The sequence below is a fragment of the Oceanirhabdus sp. W0125-5 genome (genome assembly GCF_027938815.1).
Taxonomy (GTDB): domain Bacteria; phylum Bacillota; class Clostridia; order Clostridiales; family Clostridiaceae; genus Oceanirhabdus.
In genome coordinates this window covers 945,433-965,677 of record NZ_CP115913.1, presented here as the reverse complement: position 1 = coordinate 965,677, position 20,245 = coordinate 945,433, and the positions used below count along the sequence as shown (strand labels likewise).

Below are 20,245 nucleotides of genomic sequence, written 5' to 3'. Positions count from 1 at the left end.
TCACTCTAAGTTATATTTTCTAAATACAATTCTATTTTACTCTTGATTGAATTCTATGTAAATATTTTGACAATATCCATAAATAAAAAACTCGTAATCGATTTATCTGATTACGAGCTTTTATTTCACAATATTTGATAGTATTTATAAAATTATTTAAAATTTAATGTTAATATTTCAGTTTACAACTTTATTACACAGTTTAAGAGTTTTTTAAACAGTTTAAGACTTTTTTAACCAACTACATCTCAACTCTCAATTTCTTTTAACCCTACTCAACAGTAACAGATTTAGCCAAATTCCTAGGCTTATCCACATCGCAACCTTTTTCAAGTGCCATATAATATGAGAACAACTGAAGTGGTACGATTGAAACCACTGGTGTTAATAATGGATGAGTTTTTTGAACATATAAAGCTGAGTTAACAGACTTCTCTATTTCCTCATGCCCTTCTGTTGCAAATGCAAGCACTTCTGCACCTCTAGTAGTAACCTCTTTAATGTTACTTACCATCTTATCAAAAATCTTCTCTTGAGTTGCTATTACAACAACTGGTGTACCATCTTCAATAAGAGCTATTGGTCCATGCTTTAACTCTCCTCCAGCATATGCTTCAGCGTGGATATATGAAAGTTCCTTAAGCTTAAGAGCCCCTTCTAATGCTACTGCATGGTCTACGCCTCTTCCTAAGAAGAACATATCTTTTACATGGTAGTTCTTAGATGCGAACTTTTGGATAACCTCTTTATGCTTAAGAGCATCTTCAACCTTTTCAGGAAGAGCTAATAGTTCTTTCTTGAACTCTTCTCCTTCTTCCTTAGTGATTGTACCTTTAAGCTTTGCAAGATGCAATGCAAGGATATCTAAAGCTACCATCTGAGTTACATACGCCTTAGTTGATGCTACTGCTATTTCTGGTCCTGCCCATGTGTAGAATACATCATCTGCTTCTCTAGCGATTGTACTTCCAACAACATTAGTGATTGCCATAACTCTAGCCCCTGCTTTCTTAGCTAATCTAAGCGCAGCTAGAGTATCTGCTGTTTCTCCTGATTGACTTACAACTATCATAAGTGTATTTTCATCAATCAATGGATCTCTATATCTAAACTCTGACGCAACATCTGTCTCTACAGATATCTTAGCCATCTTCTCAATAACATACTTTCCTACAACTCCTGCATAATATGCAGTACCACAAGCAACTATATAAACCTTGTTAATTCTCTCAAGATCTTCTTTAGTAATCTGGATGTTATCAAGTTTAACATCTTCTCCTAAAGCAACTCTTGAAGTCATTGTGTCTCTAAGTGCCTTTGGTTGCTCATGAATCTCTTTTATCATGAAATGCTCATATCCACCTTTTTCAGCAGCTGATGCATCCCAAGTGATGTGGCTGACTTCTTTATCAATTTCATTTCCATCTTCGTTAAGAATCTTAACCCCATCATTATCTATAAGTGCAAATTCATTATCATCAATATAATAAACATCTCTGGTATATTTCAGTACAGCAGTTACATCTGAAGCTATGAATGTTTCTCCATCACCTTTACCAACAATAAGTGGACTATCTTTTCTTACCGCTATCATCTTATCAGGTTCATTCTTACAAAGAACTCCAATAGCATAACTACCTTCCATCTTGTTAGTAGCTTTAACTACAGCCTCAAAAAGATTTCCATTATAGTAGTAATCAATAAGGTTTGGAATAACCTCTGTATCAGTCTCTGATAAGAACTCGTACCCTTTTCCACCTAGCCACTCTTTAAGATACATATAATTCTCAATGATACCATTATGAACTATACTTATTGATCCATCTTTGTTAGTGTGAGGATGTGCATTCAAATCTGATGGTTCTCCATGAGTTGCCCATCTTGTGTGACCAATACCTTTAACTCCACTCATCTCTTCATTTTCAAGCTTATCTCTTAAATTTTGGATTCTACCCTTACACTTGATTACATCAATATCTCCATTCTGAAATACTGCTATTCCAGCTGAATCATATCCTCTGTACTCTAATTTTTCAAGTCCATCTACCAAAATCTCTGCTGCTCTCTCTTTACCAAAATAACCTACTATTCCACACATATTCTATAACGTCCTTTCAATATTTTATTTTTAAGGACACCATAAAAGATTAACTTTTTATTAGTACTTCACTGAATTTGTCACCAAAGTCACCTCTGGGTTTTGCCAGCTTTATCGACAGCACTTGTGCCGTGGGATAATCCTCCGAATTGTTCGCTAAATCCCTTCCGCGTCAAGTCGGTATGCTACCGACTCCAGGAGCTTTTATTAATATACTTTTTAATTTTCACCTCCATATTTTATTAATCTTGTATATGAGTCCAAGTTCTATTATAAAGCCTTTCAAACATTATTTCAATTTACTTTTATTGCATTTTCAAATTTTTAACATTTTTCTCTACATATATATTATATGCTTAAATACCTTTGAAGTGCATAAACAATACCTTCTTCATCATTACTTTTAGTAACAAAATTACTAATAAGAACATTTTTTTTAATTAAGTAAAACCATATAAATTCACATGTACAAGTAACTACTTTGTAACCATTAGTAACCATTTTGTAACCCCTTATCTTTATTAAATTATTATAATCAATACGTGCTATGAGATTTAAAAACTTAGTTAATTAAGAGGTGTACATAAATGTTATCTAAAAAAATTTTCACTTTTATACTAGCAATAAGTATTTGTGCTTCTGTTACAGCATGCAATTCAAACAGTAAACAAGCTTCTCCATCAAAAGCCACAAATACTCAGATTCATAATGATAAAAATACTTCTGAAGAATCTACAATTCACGAGAAGAAAGAAATTTCAAAAGAAACTCTTATGGTAAATGACTTAGCTTCAAATAACTCAATTTCAAATCTTAATAATTCTGGTATTGCTTCTATTCAGGGAGACTGGATTTATTATATATCGAAAAAGGATATAAATTATTCATTGTATAAAAAGAGAGTAGATAATTCTGAGGAGACAAAAATTTGTGATGATGATTCCCTTTCTATAAATGTAATAGGAGATTACATTTATTATATTTCTGATAGTAATATATATAGAATAAAAACTGATGGAAGTGATAGAAAACAGCTTTCAGATCAGAAAGCTACCAAAATACATGTTGTGGATGGCTTTATTTATTATCAAAATATAAATGATATGAAATTATACAGACTAAATATCATTACCAACGAAACATTTAAGCTTTGTGACGATACTGCTGAGGCTGACAAATTTTTCGTTAAAGATGATTGGATTTATTACACATCAAATGGTCTTTATAAAATAAATGTTGATGGTTCAGGAAAGAGTAAAATATCAGATAATACTTGCCATTTTCCAACTATTATTGATAACCTAGTTTATTACTTAGCTGATGATAAAATATACAAAATGAACTTAGATGGAAGCAGTAGAGAAGAAATATTTAGTAGTGAAGCACTTTCATGGGTAAATATCACAAAAAAGCACATATATTTTACCGATATAAACAATGGTGGTATTTATAGAATTAATTTAGATGGTTCTGCTATGAAAAAAATATCAGATGACTTCGCATATAAAATTAATATTATTGGTAATTGGCTATATTATGATTATGCTAAGAGACCTATGGATTTTAAATGGCTTAAACTGAATTAGACACTCTCAACTAAAAAAAGCACCCGAGGGTGCTTTTTTATAACTTTGCTTTTTTCTCAATAAGTTCTGCTAACTCATGAGCATATTTATCAATTTCACTCTGATTTTCCCCTTCTAACATAACCCTAACTAACGGTTCTGTTCCTGAAGGTCTGATTAATACTCTACCTCTTCCATTCATAGCTGATTCTATCTTTCTAATCTCTTCTGCTATTTCAGCATCTTTTATATAGATATCCTTCATATTGTTTGGTACTGTAGCATTCACTAATATTTGTGGCAACTCTCTCATAATTGATGCTAACTCACTAAGCTTCTTCTCTTTATTCTTAAGAATAGTTGCTAACTGTAACCCTGCTAATAATCCGTCACCTGTTGTGTTATGATCTAGGAATATTATATGTCCTGATTGCTCTCCACCAAGTCTATATCCCTTGTTTTTCATTTCTTCTAAAACATATCTATCTCCAACTATTGTTCTAACACATTTTACTCCTATTTTATCCATTGCAATATCTAATCCCATATTGCTCATAACTGTAACAACAACTGTATTATCATATAGCTTGTTTTTTTCTTTAAGATACTGTGCACATATAGCAAGTATGAAGTCACCATTAACTTCATTTCCATTTTCATCTACAGCTACACATCTGTCAGCATCTCCATCGAAAGCAAGCCCTAAATCACATTTGTTACTTACTACATATTCCTTAAGGTGCTCTGGATGAGTAGAACCACAATCTTTATTTATATTGATTCCATCTGGATCATTATTAATTACTAAAACCTCTGCTTTTAATTTTCTAAATGCTTCTACAGCAGTTTTATATGCAGCTCCATTCGCACAATCCAAGGCAACCTTTAATCCTTTTAAATCACCCTCTATTGTACCTGTAACAAACTCAACATAATCTTCAATTGCATCGCTTTTTGAATAGCTTTTACCTATATTTTCACCTATTGGCAACTCAATTCCTTTAAAATCCTCTTCAATAAGCTTCTCAATTTTATCTTCTAATTCATCACTTAATTTATATCCGTTTCCATTAAAGAATTTTATTCCATTATCTTCTACAGGATTATGAGATGCTGAAATCATAACTCCTGCATCAGCATTATATTTTCTAACTAAGTAAGCTATTGCTGGCGTAGGTACCACTCCTAAACTTACCACTTCTGCTCCAACTGATAGTATCCCTGCAGTTAATGCAGCCTCAAGCATATGCCCAGATATTCTAGTATCCATTCCTACAATTATCTTAGGTTTATGTGCACCATCAGTTAATGTAATTGCCCCTGCTTTTCCAAGTTTAAAAGCCAATTCACATGTAAGCTCTTTGTTTGCTACTCCTCTAACACCGTCTGTACCAAATAATCTTCCCATAACGTCTCTCCTTCTATATAAACCATTAATTATTATCATTATCAAAACTACTATAATTTTATCACATTAAAACAGTAATCTCCAATTTTATTCATATTATATTAATTATATTAATATATTGTGCCTTAATCAATTTATCATGCTTAAAATATTTATTTTATGATTATATTATATGGTACTAAATCATATATTGAACAAATATAATATTATGAAACAATTTTGGAGTCAATTCTATTGAAAAATTATCTTAATAGTAGAGTAGATGAGCTTTTCAGCCCTACAGATAGTGAACGTCATCAGTTACTTGAACAACTTCTTACATCAGCTGGCCGCAAAGAAGACCTCCCTTATATCCTTGAAGGTTATTCTCATCCTGAAGATATTATAAAAATATGTCCTCCTGGTTATGGTAAGGGAAAGAATATAAATGTTGCTGTAATCGGTGGTGGAATAAGCGGCCTTGTTGCGGCTTTTGAACTAAGAAAATTAGGGGTAGATGTAACCCTATATGAAGCAAGCAATAGATACGGTGGCAGAATATACACCCACTTTTTTGATAAGGAAAGAAAATATGCTGCTGAACTTGGTGCAATGAGAATACCTCTTGCACATGAATGTACATGGCATTATTTAAATCTCTTTAAAATTGAAACTCGTCCTTTCATTCAAAGAACACTAAATGGATTTACCTATATAAAAGGTGTATGCCTATGTGATGATATTGAAGAACAGGAATCTATGAAAAAAATTTACCCTCTATTTGATTTACAAGACTGGGAAAAAAAACTTCATTGGGGTGAAATGTTAAATAATGCAATAGTAACCCCTTTATTATCATTAACTCCATCTGAGCGCAAAGATATTGTACAAATAAAGAAAAAATATTCTTATAAATACAACACTCTATGTCAATATAACTTAAGACAAATGCTGAAAAAAGGTTATTTAAGTGATGGTGCAGTAGATTTAGTTTGTTCTTTCTCTCCCTTTTTAAGACCCTTGCAACCATATAGCTACTCTGAGATTTTACACGATGAATATCCCATGCATTTTTCTAACCTTTATCAACCTGTAAATAATTTCATTTCAATTACTGAGGCTTTTTTAGATGCACTAAAATCAGATAATCATCCTTCATATGGTGTTAAACCTGAAGATTTGGGAACTATGACACTTAAATTAAGTACTCCTATTGAAAAAATATTTTGGGAGGAAGGAGATTCACAGGTATCTCTAAGTCATAAAGAAAATAACCAGTTAGTTCACAAAAAATTTGATTTTGTTATAAATACAATCCCTTTTTCAACCCTCCGTAATATTGATATGAGCAAATTAAAATCAAATATCTTAACTCAAGCTATAACAGAAGTTAATTATATGGATGCAGTAAAGGTCTATATATTATATAAAAGAAGATTTTGGGAAGATTTAGGCATAATTGCTGGCTACTCTTTAAGCGACTTAAGCAATGCACATATATATTATCCAAGTGATCATTATTATAGTAAGACAATTAATCCTGAAGAACCTGGAGTTCTATTAGCTTGGTACAATCTTGCTTTAGAAGCATCAAATCTAACCTCACTTAATGATGATGAGATAATACAGTTCGTAAATAGAAACATAGAGAAAATTCATGGTTTATCTGAAGGAATGTTAGATAAGTACGTTCTAGATTATAAAATCCTTCAATGGAGTAAAATGAAGTGGATAGGTGATGCTTTTGCATTCTTTTATCCTAATCAAAAACGACATTTCCTTTACGAAATGACTCAACCTGAATATGACAATAAGATGTTCTTTGCGGGAGAGCATGTTTCATTTACACATGCTTGGATTCAAGGTGGTATGAGAAGTTCTCTTGAGGCTTCAAATAAAATTGCTAGATTAATCACCAAAAAGTTCTAATCCCATTTTTAAAAAATATAATATTATGAAACAATTTTGGAGTTAATTCAATTGAATAATGATTTAAGATATAATTATATTTCAAATCCTACTAATACTGAACGATGGGAGTTACTTGAAAAGCTCCTTGAAATAAGAGGGAGAAAAGAAGACCTTCCCGATATAATTGATGCTTTATCTCCACCTGAAGATATTACAAGCATATGCCCTTCAGGTTATGCTAAAGGTAAAAACATAAACATTGGTATCATTGGTGGGGGCCTCAGCGGTCTAACTGCTGCCTTTGAACTAAGAAAATTAGGAGTTAACATTCACTTATATGAAGCAAGCGATAGAATTGGAGGGAGAATTTCTACTCATCATTTTGATAAAAAAAGTAAATACCGAGCAGAATTAGGTTCTATGTGCGTACCAATCAGTCATGAATGTGTTTGGCATTATATAAATCTATTTAAAATTAATACCCGACCATTTATATATAAAAACCTTAATGGATTTACTTATATAAAAAATATACGATTTCAGAATCCTTTACATGGAAAAATGGCAATGAAAAAAATATATCCCCTTTTTAATTTAGAAAATTGGGAGAAGAATATTCATTGGAATGAAATGCTTCACAACGCATTAGTTAAACCTTTACTATCACTAACATCTTCAGAAAGAAAAGAAATTTTACAAATAAAAAATCAATATTCGTTTAAATATAATCAATTGTGTGAATTCAGCCTGCGTGAAATGCTCACAAAAGCTTATTTAAGTGAAGGTGCTATTGACTTAGTCTCTTCTTTAACTCCATTTATTAGATCTTTACAACCTTTTAGTTACTCCGAAATAATGCAGAATGAATATCCTCTAAATTATTCTCAATGTTTTGAACTGACAGATGGTATGAATAAATTACCAGCTTCTTTGTGGAGAGAAGGATTCTCAAACTCCACCTCTTATGGAATTAACCATGAGGATGTAGGTATTTTAGGATGGTCAATATACTCTCCAATAAAGAAGATAATTTGGAACAAAGGAGATAATAAAGTTACACTTGCATATAAAAGTAGTGGTCGATTGCGCTATGAAAAATGTGACTTTGTTGTAAATACAATTCCTTTTTCACTTCTAAATAATATTGAAATGAGTAATTTAGAATCTAATATTGCTACTCAAGGAATGAGAGAACTTAATTATATTGATTCTCTTAAAGTTTTTGTATTTTATAAACGTAGATTTTGGGAAGACTTAGGCATTTTCAGTGGAACTTCCACAACTGATTTGCCAAATGGAGTAATCTATTATCCTAGCGATCATTATTATAAAGGTATAAAAAATCCCGAAGAACCAGGTGTTCTTTTAGCCTGTTTTAACCTTGCTCTTGATGCAACCAAACTTGCATCTCTAGGAGAAAATACAATATTAGAATACATGAATAGAAATCTTGAGAAAATCCATGGCTTACCACAAAATTCATTAGATAAATATGTTTTAGATTATAAAATAAGTCATTGGAATTCAGAGAGATGGATTGGTGGTGCTTTTTCCTGTTTCAATCCTGATCAAAAGCGCACCTTCCTACATGATCTAGCAAAACCTCAATATGATAACAAAATGTTTTTTGCCGGTGAACATGTGTCACCAACTCACGGCTGGATGCAAGGTGCTATAAAAAGCGCTCTAGATGCTTCAAATAAAATTGCAAAGGTGATTGTTAAGAATTATTAAGTTCAGCTATGTTTATAATAGATATTTGAAGTAAATAATTAATTATTTATATAAAAAAAGGTAGAACTCCACTAACTTATTATGTGAATTTCTACCTTAATATTATTTATTTAAATATGTCCAAACAAAGAACCCTGCTATTATTATATCAAATAATATTGCCCAATTTGCTTGTTTCTTCACTTTACCTTTACTAAATATAGCCATCACAGCTAATAACAGTGATATAATAACACAAGCTATAGAGATTATTATAGCTATAGTAGGTTTATTAAAGCTTATCCATCCAAGTGTAATTGGTATTTGGAACAACCCTATAGTTGATACTCCTAAGGCAAATAACCCCAACCAATTAAACTCCCTAACTTTCCCTACTTTTAATATTTTAAAAAGCTCGTATGGATCACCTTCAACTATCTCTTCTTTCTTTATTCCAAAAGTAATACTTTTATTAGATAGTACCGTTACAATTATCTCTTCATCCTCAGTCTTACCAACTGCAACATGCTTTTTCTTGTATACATTTCTCACTACACCATTATCTATTACAATATCATCATTTTCATCTATCCCAATGCTCTTAATTCCCTTAGTATTCTTCCTAGTGGAGTAAACTTGTATTACTGGAGAAACTACAGCAAGTGCACCAACAACTAGAAAAATTGTCCCAAATACCTTTGCTCCATTAATCATTGAAATAATCCCCATAGTAATCGCGGCAAATATGAATACTATTAAAGTAACCCTTGAAAGCTGCCTCTTAAAACATCTTATAAAATCATTTGTAAATTTATTTTGGAATTTAACTATGTTTCTTATCTCATATGTATCAACTTTATTAACTTCATCATTTTCTTCTACTATTTTTTCTTGAATTTCACTTTCTTCAATTTCAATAATTTCATTCTCTTCATTATTTGTAATACTTTCTATTTCATTATTTTGAGTGATCTCTATTTCATTATTATCTTCGATTTTCATTTCTTTCACATCTTTCTCTTGTTTGTTTTCTATATCCTTTTCTTTCATCTCTTTATCTCCAATGTTATCCTCAGTTCTTTTATCCTCATCTGAATCTACTGAATTTAATTCACTTCTATCTTCCATTATATCATCCTCTTTATCTATATTTTCTTCCTCTTCAAATTCTTTATTCAACTGAACTCTTAAATTATTAATTAGCTCATCAATATCTCCCTCTATTACTCCTGTTTTATATAATGGCAATTTAGAGTTTCTTCCATTTGGATTTTTTATTTCTAGCAAGTAAAAACACTGATTTTCTTCAATTCCCACAATCTCTTGAGTTTTTACATTTATTATACCCATTGGATTCTGTACTTTTAACTCACTTCCCTCAAATTCATATGTAAGTTCTAATTTATCACCTTTTATTTTTCTTAATATACTAAAGATTGAAAGTGCTGATAACCCTAAAAAACCAAGTGAGAATGCCAATATTAAAAAACCTTCATTTCTTCCAAATAGACTTAATACTATGCCAACACTAACTGCTCCACCAAAGAAAAATCTTCGTTTCCCAGAGAATATCATATTAAAATTATCATTTATAATACTCTTCTTGGTTTTACATATTTCTACCTTCATGATCTATTCCCCCTTTCTGAATTCAATAAACATTTAAAATTTCATTCTCATAACCTTATATAGATTATATCCAATTTTTTCACATAAATAAACCACAAACATATTGATCTATTTATCAAATGTCTGTGGTTCTTATTTTAAATATTAAATTACACTTGATTCTACTACATCATAACCCGCATCATATACAGTATCATTTATAACTTCATCAGATACAGATTCAGGTACTGATATAATAGCTTCACCCATATTAATATCTTCTACCTTAACTCCTTCAATACTCTCTAGTGCGCCCCTGACACGTCTCACACAAGAGCCTCATGACATACCTTCTATTAATAATTTTTTCTTCATTTAAAACACCTTCCTTATTATATTTTAGGTTTAAACCCTTTCAATCTTAACGCATTTGATACAACTGAAACAGAGCTTAAACTCATAGCCGCTGCTGCAAACATAGGATTTAATAATGGTCCATTGAATATATAAAGTACTCCCATAGCTATCGGTATACCTATAATATTGTATATAAATGCCCAGAATAAGTTTTGCTTGATATTAACAACTGTTTTCTTACTCAATTCTATTGCTGTTGGTACATCCATCAAATCACTTCTCATAAGAACAATATCAGCAGATTCCATTGCAACATCTGTTCCTGATCCAATTGCTATACCTATATCAGCCTGTGCAAGGGCTGGTGCATCATTTATCCCATCTCCAACCATTGCAACTTTAGTGTTATCCTTCTGTAGCTTTTTCACCTCTTCTGCTTTATGCTCAGGTAAAACTTCTGCAAGAACTGTTTCTATTCCTACTTCTTTAGCAATAGCATGTGCTGTCCTTTTATTATCCCCAGTTATCATGGCAACACCTATACCCATTCCATGAAGTTTTTCTATTGCTCTCTTACTGCTTTCCTTTACAGTATCAGCCACTGCAACAATTCCAGCAATTTTTTCTTCAATGGCAATATACATAGGAGTTTTTCCTTGAGAGGCTAACTGTTCAGCTCTTTCCTTTAAACGTTCAACCTCTATATTTCTATCATTCATAAGCTTGATGTTACCAAAGAGAACTTTCTTTCCATTGACTACACCTTCTATACCATGACCTGGTACAGCTTTAATATCCTCACCATTCCAAAGTTCAACCTTCTGTTCATTTGCTTCTCTCACAATTGCTTCTCCTAAAGGATGCTCTGATCCCTTTTCAATTGAAGCTGATATTTTAAGAATATCTTCATTTGAATATTCCCCATTAGCTATTATATCTGTAACCTTAGGCTTTCCTTCTGTTATCGTTCCTGTCTTATCAAAGATTATATAATTCAATTTATGTGCTGTTTCAAGGGCTTCTCCACTCTTTATAAGCACTCCATATTGAGCACCTTTTCCTGTTCCAACCATTATAGCTGTAGGAGTTGCTAATCCTAAAGCACATGGGCATGCAATAACTAATACTGCAATAAATATCTTTAAAGCGAAACTAATGCTGTATCCAGCTATTAACCATCCTAATCCTCCAAGTACAGCAAGAACTATTACCGTTGGGACAAAATATCCTGAAATTATATCTGCTAATTTAGCTATTGGTGCTTTTGAGCCTTGAGCTTCTTCTACAAGTTTTATAATCTGTGCTAAAGCCGTATCTCCACCAACTTTAGTTGCTCTATATTTAATTACTCCATTCTTATTTATACTTGCTCCGATTACCTTGCTATCAACACTCTTCTCAACAGGTATGCTCTCCCCTGTTAGCATAGATTCATCAATACTTGTTTTTCCTTCAGTAACTACTCCATCTACAGGCAGTTTCTCTCCTGGTTTAACTAAGATAATATCTCCAACTTCAACATCATCTATTGAAATCTCTTCTTCTATTCCATCTTTAATTATTATTGCTGTTTTAGGTTGAAGCCCCATAAGCTTTTTAATTGCTTCTGATGTTTTACCTTTTGATCTAGCTTCTAATGATTTACCTAAAGTTATAAACGTTAATATTCCAGCTGCAGATTCAAAGTATAATTGCATCACATAATCAGTATCTCCTAAAGCTATCATAATTACTGCATATATTCCATATAAATATGCTGCTGAACTACCTATAGCTATCAATGTATCCATATTAGGACTTCTTCTGATTAAAGATTTAAATCCAACCTGAAAGAATTTTTTCCCTGCAATTAAAACTGGTGTAGTTAATATAAGTTGAATTAAAGCAAAATTCAGTGGATTATGGTGAACATCTATAATCTGTGGCAATTTAAGTCCTACCATATGTCCCATGGATATGATCATTAAAGGTATTGTAAATCCAAGTGATATCTTAAATCTATTCCATAGAGTATTTATTTCTTTGTTTTTTTCCTCTGCATGAACATCCTCTTTTATCTCATTTACAGCCTCAAATCCTGCTTTTTCTACTCGTTTCCTTACATCACTTATTCTCACAATCTCAGGATCATATGTTATAGTCATCTTTTCGCTTGCAAGGTTTACCTGACAAGTGTTTATTCCCTTCATCCTTCCAACTGTTCTTTCAACTGTTCGTGAACATGCAGCACATGTCATTCCTTTTATAGACAGAACCTTGACTTTCTCATCTGCTTTAGCTTTAAACCCGGCTTTTTCAACTCTTTCAATTATATCTTCTTTCTTTATAACCTCAGTATCAAAAGATACAGTCATCTTGTTAGTTGCTAGATTAACACTAATTTCTTGTACCCCTTTCATTCTTCCTACACTTCTCTCAATGTTTCTTGAACAAGCAGCACATGTCATACCCTCAATATTAAAAGTTTTTCTTTCTATATTGGTTTTCTCCATATAAACACCTACTTTCCAGTAATCTTATTGATTATACTCATAACCTCATCTATTTTCTCATCTGCCCTATCGTTATTCACAAATGCTGTTCTCACACAGCAATTCATATGCTGTTTTAATATAAGCATATTAGCTTTTTTTAAAAGACCTTGTGCAGCAATAATCTGATTTGATATATCAACACAGTATCTCTCATCCTCAATCATCTTCATAATACCTTCTATTTGCCCTTTACATGTCTTTAATGATTGAAGTGCTTTCTTTTTTTCATCATTCATGTGTATCAACTCCTATTTTTGTAATAACTTTTATTTTCAATTTTAATATATGTTTAAATTTAAACTTCACACCCCCTACCCCAGGGGGGTGACTTAATTATATTAAACACCTTTTATTTAATAATGTCAAGAAAAAGTTTAGTGTTTTACTCGGATTTAAAGAAATGGATAATTCAGAATGTAGAATTGAGAATACTGAATAATAATATTAATATAAGAAGCTTAATATGCTGATACCATTGGTGTATTTTTGTATTTATTGTAATATTATGGTATAGTAATAATTATTGAGATACGAAAGGGGAACTACTTTATGACTAACTTTGATAAAATTCCTACTTTAGAGGAAGCAAAAATTATGCTAAAAGAAGCTGAAAAATTAAGTCCTACACCATGGGTACAACATTCTATGAATGTTGCTAAAGCCGCAGAATTAATAGCTAAACAAATACCTGAAATGGATTCAGAAAAAGCTTATATATTAGGATTGCTTCATGATATTGGTAGACGAGCTGGTAAGTTTGGTATGAGGCACTCTGTAGATGGTTACAAATATGCAGTTAGTATCGGGTATGATGATCTAGCTAGAATTTGTTTGACTCATGTTTCCTTCGAATATAATAATCAAAACGTTGTTGTTGGTAATTGGGATGATTTTGTGGAGGATAAAGCTTTTGCATTAAAATACCTATCAGAAATTGAATATACCGATTATGATAATTTAATAAAATTATGTGATTCACTTTCTTTACCAGAAGGATTTTGTTTGATAGAAAAAAGACTTATTGAAATGTCCTTACGAGGTGGAGTAGATGAATATACCATTGCTAGATGGAAATCTACTTTTGAGATAAAGAAATATTTTGAATCAAAGATGGGTCAATCAATTTATAATATCCTACCAGGGGTTGTTGAAACTACATTTAATTTATAATCCTTAAAGATTTTAATTTAAATAATAAAGTATAGAGCCTAATGAAATTATTCCTTAAATAATTTCATTAGGCTCTTTTAATTTACAAAACAAAACCTTGTACTATTACTACAATATTTTATCTCAAGATAAAATGAGTAAAATTTCTAACTCTAAAGGCCATCACAATGTAGTTTCTGCGAATGCAGAAACATCCATCCTTCTCAATTCTCAATTCTCAATTCTCAATTAAGGTTTTATTACGCTGTTACCCATTCTTCTTTTTCAACATCTTCTTTATATTCAATATTCCCACCTAAGCTTTGGAATACTTCTACAACATCTGGATATCCTCTCTCAAGATGTTCAATTCCAGTTATATATGTTGTACCTTCTGCCATCATACCCCCAATTATTAATGAGATTCCAGCTCTTATATCTGTAGCTTCTACCCAGTCTCCTTTAAGGTTATGTTTCCCTGGTATGATAGCTCTACTTTCTTTTATTATTATGCCAGCTCCTAATTTGTTTAGTTCATGACAATGTTTGAATCTATTTGGATATATCTTTTCAGTTATCTGCGAATCACTGCTGGCATTAATCAAAAGAGCTGTCATTGGCTGTTGTAAATCTGTAGCAAATGAAGGATACATACCTGTTGTAACCTTAATTCCCATAGGTTGATCAATAACTTTATTCATTATATAATCTTCACCAATTTCAAATTCCATACCAGCTTCTTCTAATTTACTTATCACAGACATCAAGTGTTCAGGAATTATTTCTTTAACCTTAACACTTCCTCCTGTAGCCCCTGCCGCAATTAATAATGATCCAGCTATTAATCTATCTGGAATAACTCTATGAGTACAACCTCCTAGACTTTCTACACCGTCTATTATTATAGTATCTGTTCCTGCCCCTTTTATCTTCGCACCCATCTGAGAAAGCATCATAGCAAGATCAACAACCTCAGGATCTCTAGCAGCATTTTTGAGTATGGTTCTTCCCTCTGCTAAAACAGCAGCCATTAGAATATTCATAGTTGCTCCGCTAGTTATAACATCAAAATAAACTTTATTACCAACTAATTTTCTCCCTTTTTCTAAATAAACAACATAATGATCCTCTTTATATAAAACCTCTGCACCTAAAGCTTGAAAGCCTTTTATATGCTGCTCTATAGGCCTTGAACCAAAGTTATCTCCTCCAGGGTATCCTATCGAAACTCTTCCAAATCTATGAAGTAATGCTCCAATAAAATAATAAGAAGCTCTGTATCTTGAAGATTTAACAGGACAAATATCTCCACTTGAAATCTCTCTGCTATCTATATGTATTTTTCCATCATTAGTCATATGTTTAATATTAATATCATCATATATATGCTTAATAACTTCTACATCTAAAATATCTGGTACATTTTCTAGAATAACCTCTTCTCCAGCCATACACGCTGCAGCAAGTAACGCTAATGAACTATTTTTCGCTCCTGGCACCCCAATTTCACCATTAAGAACGCTGTTTTGTACCTCATATCTTCTCATTTATAAACTCCTTTCAGACCCCAGCTTCATACTGATTATTTCGCTTTTTAATATAATAAATGTTCTATCACTAAACAATAATTTATTGAAATTTTCATCACAAATTAAAGAAGCTACATAGTAGCTTCTTACATTATATTTTTATTATATCATTTAAAATAATTTAAAAAAGTTACAAAAATGATACAATTATGAGATTTTAGAATACTTTAAATTCCAGTCCAATTCACTTCTCCAAATTAATAACATTTTCTACATATTTCTATACTTCCTAGAGCTTTTTGAAATCCTTCAATAGATAAATATTGAATAGAATCCACTTCTAAATATTCTTTAATTTCCTCTTCATTCATTCTTCCACCTAAAAGTTCCATCTTAGTTGGTGTTGATATTCCTAGCATACATGGATTCTTAATTATTGGAGATGCAATCTTTAAATGTATTTCCTTAGGTTCATATTTTCTTATCTCCTGAATCAGTACTTTCATGGTATTTCCTCTTACTATTGAATCATCAATAAGAACAATTCTTTTGCCTTTAAAACTCTCACCAATTGGAATTAATTTTTTGCGTACATTTTCTCTCATCTTACTCTTATCACTATTAATAAATGTTCTGCCAATATATCGATTCTTTGCAAACCCAATTTCAAATGGTATCCCTGATTTATTTGAGTAACCCAGTGCTGCGGGAATACCTGATGATGGAACCCCTATAACTAAATCATATTGTTTTTTATTACACTCACTCCATAACATAGCACCCAACGCTTTTCTTGCATTTATTATCCTTTGTCCCCCCAAAATTGAATCTTCTCTAGAAAAGTATATATATTCAAAAGAACATAATGCGCCTTTTTCTTCTTTAAACGGAAAATGGCTGCTTATCCCTTCATCTGATATTATAAACATTTCACCTGGTTGAATTTCTCTTTCAAACTTCCCTCCTATTGCATCAATAGAGCAGCTTTCTGATGATACAATATACTTTCCATTTAAAATCCCTATAGATAATGGTCTTATTCCTTTAGGATCTCTTATTGCAATGAGTTTTTCTTTCATTAAAATCAAAATTGCATATGAGCCATGTACTTCTTTAAGAACCTTTATAAGTACATCCTCTACTTTTTTATTTGAACAAGAATTATTTATATTTTCCATAATACTATCAAGTATTTCTTTAGTATCATTTTCACATTCATAATCAAATGATACATTTCCATTATGACATATGGATATTGTATTATCATCATCCACAAAGGGATGGGCATATTCTATAGAGCTTTCTCCTTTTGTTGAATATCTAACATGACCAATAGCAGCTTTTACTCTACTTTGCTCTTGAGGATAATCTCCAAAAACATTCTGTACCAATCCCATTCCTTTATGGCATTTTATATTTCCATCTTCCACTGATGCAATTCCAGCACTTTCTTGCCCTCTATGTTGAAGATGGTGTAACCCTTCAATAACTAAGTCTGTGAGTATTTCCTCTTCATTTTTACTCCAAATACCAAATACTCCACATTCCTCATTAATTTCTCTACTATTTATCCACAACTTAATCATCCTCTCTGAGGATATTTATATTTTTTCCTTCCATAACTTTATTCATATTTCTAACTGCACACATTTTTCCACACATTGTACAAGTTTTTTCATCTTCTGGCATTGAACTTTCTCTATATCTTCTAGCCTTTTCCTCATCAATACATAAATTGAACATCTCTTCCCAGTCTAAATTCTTCCTTGCCTTACTCATTTTATAATCCCATTCTCTGGCTCCTTTAATTCCTTTTCCAATATCACCTGCATGTGCAGCGATTTTAGAAGCAATTATTCCTTCTTTCATATCATCAATATCAGGTAATCTTAAGTGCTCAGCAGGTGTAACATAACATAGAAAATCAGCTCCCTTTGATGCTGCAATTGCTCCACCTATAGCGCTTGTTATATGATCATATCCTGGTGCTACATCTGTTACTATTGGTCCAAGAACATAGAAAGGTGCTCCATGACATAATTTCTTCTCTAACATCATATTCGCTTCAATCTCATTTATAGCCATATGTCCAGGACCTTCAATCATTACTTGAACATTCTTTTCCCACGCTCTCTTAGTCAACTCACCTAAAGTCATAAGCTCTTTTATTTGAGAATGGTCAGTTGAATCTTCAATTGCACCTGGTCTGCATGCATCACCTAAACTTAAAGTTACATCATACTTTTCACAGATATCTAAAAGTCTATCATACTGCTCAAAAAACGGATTTTCCTGTTTGTTTAATTCCATCCAAGCATACAGAATACTTCCTCCTCTAGATACAATTCCACCTAATCTAGGATTTCTCTTAAATACATCTGCAGTTTCAAGATTCATTCCTGCATGGATTGTCATAAAATCCACACCATCTTCTGCATGTTTTTCTACTACTCTGAATAAGTCATCTGCAGTTAAATCCTTAAGTTCTTTATCATAGAAACCAACCGCATCATACATTGGAACTGTACCAATCATTGCTGGTGAATAATCAACAAGTTTCTTTCTAAACTCTTCTGTCTTACCATAACAACTAAGATCCATTATTGCCTCTGCTTTCATTTCAATAGCAAGTTTCACCTTTTCAAATTCCTTCTCAACATTGCAGCAATCCTTTGAAATCCCAAGATTAACATTGATTTTTGTTCTTAATCCCTCTCCAATTCCTTCTGCATCTAATGATTTGTGATTCTTATTTGCAGGTATAGCTACTGTTCCTTTTGCTACCCTCTCTCTTAATAATTCAATATGTATATTTTCTTTTTCTGCTACCCTCTGCATTTCTGGTGTTATTATCCCCTTTTTTGCTGCATCCATTTGAGTTGTATACTTCATTTCAATTCCTCCTCGATTATTTGGGGGCACAAAAAAATCCTGCACCCTTTTATTTTTCTAGGTACAGGAATTATCATTACTCTCATAACTTTAATATGTTTATAATTCAAGATAATTCTTTAAGAAATCCAAGCAAAATAAAAAGGAAGCTATAATGCTTCCTCATAACACTCAGATTAATAATTATCTTAGAATATAACTAAATAATAGTTAATTATATTAATAATACATCTACTTAAATTCAATGCACTAAATAATTAACAGTAGTTCTTCCCTACGCTAGTATTATCTAAATCAGGTTATGAGGGTCAGAGTTATTCTCTATCTCAGTCCTTTGAAGTAGCTTTACTTCTTCGAACACCCCTAGAACGTATATCTTATTAAATTTTCAGATTAATTATAACATATAATACAACATTTAACTATGACTATTTTAATTTAAATTTCATTACTACAGGGTTATGATCACTATATTTAAAATCATACTCTAGATTTTCAACCTGAATTACCTCAATATTATTAGAAATAATAAATCCATCAACAACAGCCTTGAAGCTATTCTCATCATATGGTCTGCTCAAACTTCTTGCAGTTGGGGAACTATCATCAAAAATCAACTGTGTTTGTTGTAATAATACTTCCTCTGGAAAATATTCAAATCTATCAGGTTTCTTTTCTTTTGAATTAAATTTTATGTTCACAGAATTGAGAATAAGATTAAAATCTCCCCCAATTATTAAATAGTCTCCTCTATTTAAATACGTTTTAATATGTTCATTAATAAATTCTAATTGCTCTCTTCTTATCTTTGCATCCTCATCAAAAGCAGAAAGATGAATATTTAAAACAACTAATTTTTTGCCATTCTTTGTGAGCAACACTGATTCAAGCATGGCTCTATCATGCTTGAATCCCTTTGTAGGCCACTTAATATTATCTGGCAATTTATATCTTTTACTTTCTTCAATATTGTATTTACTAAAAGTCATTATACTGCTCTCTATTTTACCCATTGGTTCCTTTATAGGAACAGGTACAAATCCTGATTTATGTGTAAAGGCAGAAACATAATCCATTTCTTTAAACTTATCTCTAATGATTTGAATTTGATCCATATACGCACTTCTCTTTGAATCAGAATCTACCTCTTGTATAAGTAAAATATCTGAATTTATATTATTTATCTGTTCTAAAATATGTTTAATGTTCTTATTAACTGTTGATTTTTCTACTACGGATGTTCCTTTACCACCACACATATAGAAATCTTGACTCTTGTCAGTTCCACCATATCCAATGTTATAAGAAACTATTGTAAGCTCTTCATCTATCGATACTTCCTTTTTTGAAGCTCCATGATTAATTTTAATTGTCATAACATCCTGTGGATTGTAATCAACTAATACTGTAAAAATAATAAATAGCGCTAATAATAATCCTGTGAATATGAGAAATATTTTAATTAATATTGGAATAAGCATCTCCTTCATATTCTACTCCTA

General features: G+C 31.6%; 15 protein-coding genes and 1 riboswitch. Of the genes, 4 read left to right on the top strand and 11 right to left on the bottom strand.

Annotated elements, in window-relative coordinates; all coding sequences use genetic code 11:
- Positions 1-271 precede the first annotated feature (271 nt).
- Positions 272-2,098 (bottom strand): glutamine--fructose-6-phosphate transaminase (isomerizing), encoded by a 1,827-nt coding sequence (gene glmS, locus OW730_RS04785; RefSeq protein WP_271227929.1) that lies wholly within the window; start codon positions 2,096-2,098, stop codon positions 272-274.
- Between the two features lie 348 nt (positions 2,099-2,446).
- Complete coding sequence (locus OW730_RS04780; RefSeq protein ID WP_271227928.1) at positions 2,447-2,599, bottom strand: hypothetical protein; 153 nt, start codon at positions 2,597-2,599, stop codon at positions 2,447-2,449.
- Between the two features lie 86 nt (positions 2,600-2,685).
- Between OW730_RS04780 and OW730_RS04775 the strand changes: the two genes are divergently transcribed.
- Positions 2,686-3,684, top strand: a complete 999-nt coding sequence (locus tag OW730_RS04775) for a DUF5050 domain-containing protein (protein WP_271227927.1) — start codon at positions 2,686-2,688, stop codon at positions 3,682-3,684.
- 37 nt (positions 3,685-3,721) lie between these two features.
- Here OW730_RS04775 and glmM read toward each other — a convergent pair whose 3' ends face one another.
- Positions 3,722-5,071, bottom strand: coding sequence for a phosphoglucosamine mutase (gene glmM, locus OW730_RS04770; protein WP_271227926.1), 1,350 nt, complete (start codon positions 5,069-5,071; stop codon positions 3,722-3,724).
- Positions 5,072-5,305: 234 nt separating this feature from the next.
- On the opposite strand from glmM, the gene OW730_RS04765 reads away from it, so the two are divergent.
- Complete coding sequence (locus OW730_RS04765) at positions 5,306-6,979, top strand: flavin monoamine oxidase family protein (RefSeq protein ID WP_271227925.1); 1,674 nt, start codon at positions 5,306-5,308, stop codon at positions 6,977-6,979.
- Between the two features lie 51 nt (positions 6,980-7,030).
- Complete coding sequence (locus OW730_RS04760) at positions 7,031-8,695, top strand: flavin monoamine oxidase family protein (protein WP_271227924.1); 1,665 nt, start codon at positions 7,031-7,033, stop codon at positions 8,693-8,695.
- A 102-nt stretch (positions 8,696-8,797) separates the two neighbouring features.
- Here OW730_RS04760 and OW730_RS04755 read toward each other — a convergent pair whose 3' ends face one another.
- The 4 genes from OW730_RS04755 to OW730_RS04740 form a co-directional block, all read right to left on the bottom strand.
- The gene (locus OW730_RS04755) at positions 8,798-10,303 is read right to left on the bottom strand and encodes a hypothetical protein (RefSeq protein ID WP_271227923.1); all 1,506 of its coding nucleotides are present in this window, start codon (positions 10,301-10,303) and stop codon (positions 8,798-8,800) included.
- A 144-nt stretch (positions 10,304-10,447) separates the two neighbouring features.
- Positions 10,448-10,612: a hypothetical protein gene (locus OW730_RS04750; RefSeq protein ID WP_271227922.1), complete on the bottom strand. Its 165-nt coding sequence runs from the start codon at positions 10,610-10,612 to the stop codon at positions 10,448-10,450.
- A gap of 62 nt (positions 10,613-10,674) precedes the next feature.
- On the bottom strand, positions 10,675-13,131 hold the full coding sequence (locus tag OW730_RS04745; RefSeq protein ID WP_271227921.1) for a heavy metal translocating P-type ATPase: 2,457 nt from the start codon (positions 13,129-13,131) through the stop codon (positions 10,675-10,677).
- 8 nt (positions 13,132-13,139) lie between these two features.
- The gene (locus OW730_RS04740; RefSeq protein WP_271227920.1) at positions 13,140-13,409 is read right to left on the bottom strand and encodes a metal-sensing transcriptional repressor; all 270 of its coding nucleotides are present in this window, start codon (positions 13,407-13,409) and stop codon (positions 13,140-13,142) included.
- A 313-nt stretch (positions 13,410-13,722) separates the two neighbouring features.
- On the opposite strand from OW730_RS04740, the gene OW730_RS04735 reads away from it, so the two are divergent.
- Positions 13,723-14,343 carry an HD domain-containing protein gene (locus OW730_RS04735; RefSeq protein ID WP_271227919.1) on the top strand — a complete coding sequence of 207 codons (621 nt, stop codon included), beginning with the start codon at positions 13,723-13,725 and terminating at the stop codon, positions 14,341-14,343.
- A 239-nt stretch (positions 14,344-14,582) separates the two neighbouring features.
- Here OW730_RS04735 and murA read toward each other — a convergent pair whose 3' ends face one another.
- From murA to OW730_RS04715, 4 genes are all read right to left on the bottom strand, one after another.
- Complete coding sequence (murA, locus tag OW730_RS04730; protein WP_271227918.1) at positions 14,583-15,869, bottom strand: UDP-N-acetylglucosamine 1-carboxyvinyltransferase; 1,287 nt, start codon at positions 15,867-15,869, stop codon at positions 14,583-14,585.
- 239 nt (positions 15,870-16,108) lie between these two features.
- A complete protein-coding gene (gene purF, locus OW730_RS04725) occupies positions 16,109-17,437 on the bottom strand; it encodes an amidophosphoribosyltransferase (protein WP_271227917.1) in 1,329 nt (442 codons plus the stop codon).
- Positions 17,430-18,743 (bottom strand): phosphomethylpyrimidine synthase ThiC, encoded by a 1,314-nt coding sequence (gene thiC / locus OW730_RS04720; RefSeq protein ID WP_271227916.1) that lies wholly within the window; start codon positions 18,741-18,743, stop codon positions 17,430-17,432. Before thiC ends, purF begins: the two co-directional genes overlap by 8 nt.
- A 254-nt stretch (positions 18,744-18,997) precedes the next feature.
- Positions 18,998-19,118, bottom strand: a riboswitch (TPP riboswitch).
- 53 nt (positions 19,119-19,171) lie between these two features.
- Complete coding sequence (locus tag OW730_RS04715; protein ID WP_271227915.1) at positions 19,172-20,233, bottom strand: endonuclease/exonuclease/phosphatase family protein; 1,062 nt, start codon at positions 20,231-20,233, stop codon at positions 19,172-19,174.
- Positions 20,234-20,245: the final 12 nt, after the last annotated feature.

Bases quoted from the DNA above. Each gene is read 5' to 3' on its own strand.
- glmS (WP_271227929.1), bottom strand. From the start codon at position 2,098: ATGTGTGGAATAGTAGGTTATTTTGGTAAAGAGAGAGCAGCAGAGATT.
- OW730_RS04780 (WP_271227928.1), bottom strand. From the start codon at position 2,599: ATGGTTACTAATGGTTACAAAGTAGTTACTTGTACATGTGAATTTATA.
- OW730_RS04775 (WP_271227927.1), top strand. From the start codon at position 2,686: ATGTTATCTAAAAAAATTTTCACTTTTATACTAGCAATAAGTATTTGT.
- glmM (WP_271227926.1), bottom strand. From the start codon at position 5,071: ATGGGAAGATTATTTGGTACAGACGGTGTTAGAGGAGTAGCAAACAAA.
- OW730_RS04755 (WP_271227923.1), bottom strand. From the start codon at position 10,303: ATGAAGGTAGAAATATGTAAAACCAAGAAGAGTATTATAAATGATAAT.
- OW730_RS04745 (WP_271227921.1), bottom strand. From the start codon at position 13,131: ATGGAGAAAACCAATATAGAAAGAAAAACTTTTAATATTGAGGGTATG.
- OW730_RS04740 (WP_271227920.1), bottom strand. From the start codon at position 13,409: ATGAATGATGAAAAAAAGAAAGCACTTCAATCATTAAAGACATGTAAA.
- OW730_RS04735 (WP_271227919.1), top strand. From the start codon at position 13,723: ATGACTAACTTTGATAAAATTCCTACTTTAGAGGAAGCAAAAATTATG.
- murA (WP_271227918.1), bottom strand. From the start codon at position 15,869: ATGAGAAGATATGAGGTACAAAACAGCGTTCTTAATGGTGAAATTGGG.
- purF (WP_271227917.1), bottom strand. From the start codon at position 17,437: ATGATTAAGTTGTGGATAAATAGTAGAGAAATTAATGAGGAATGTGGA.
- thiC (WP_271227916.1), bottom strand. From the start codon at position 18,743: ATGAAGTATACAACTCAAATGGATGCAGCAAAAAAGGGGATAATAACA.
- OW730_RS04715 (WP_271227915.1), bottom strand. From the start codon at position 20,233: ATGAAGGAGATGCTTATTCCAATATTAATTAAAATATTTCTCATATTC.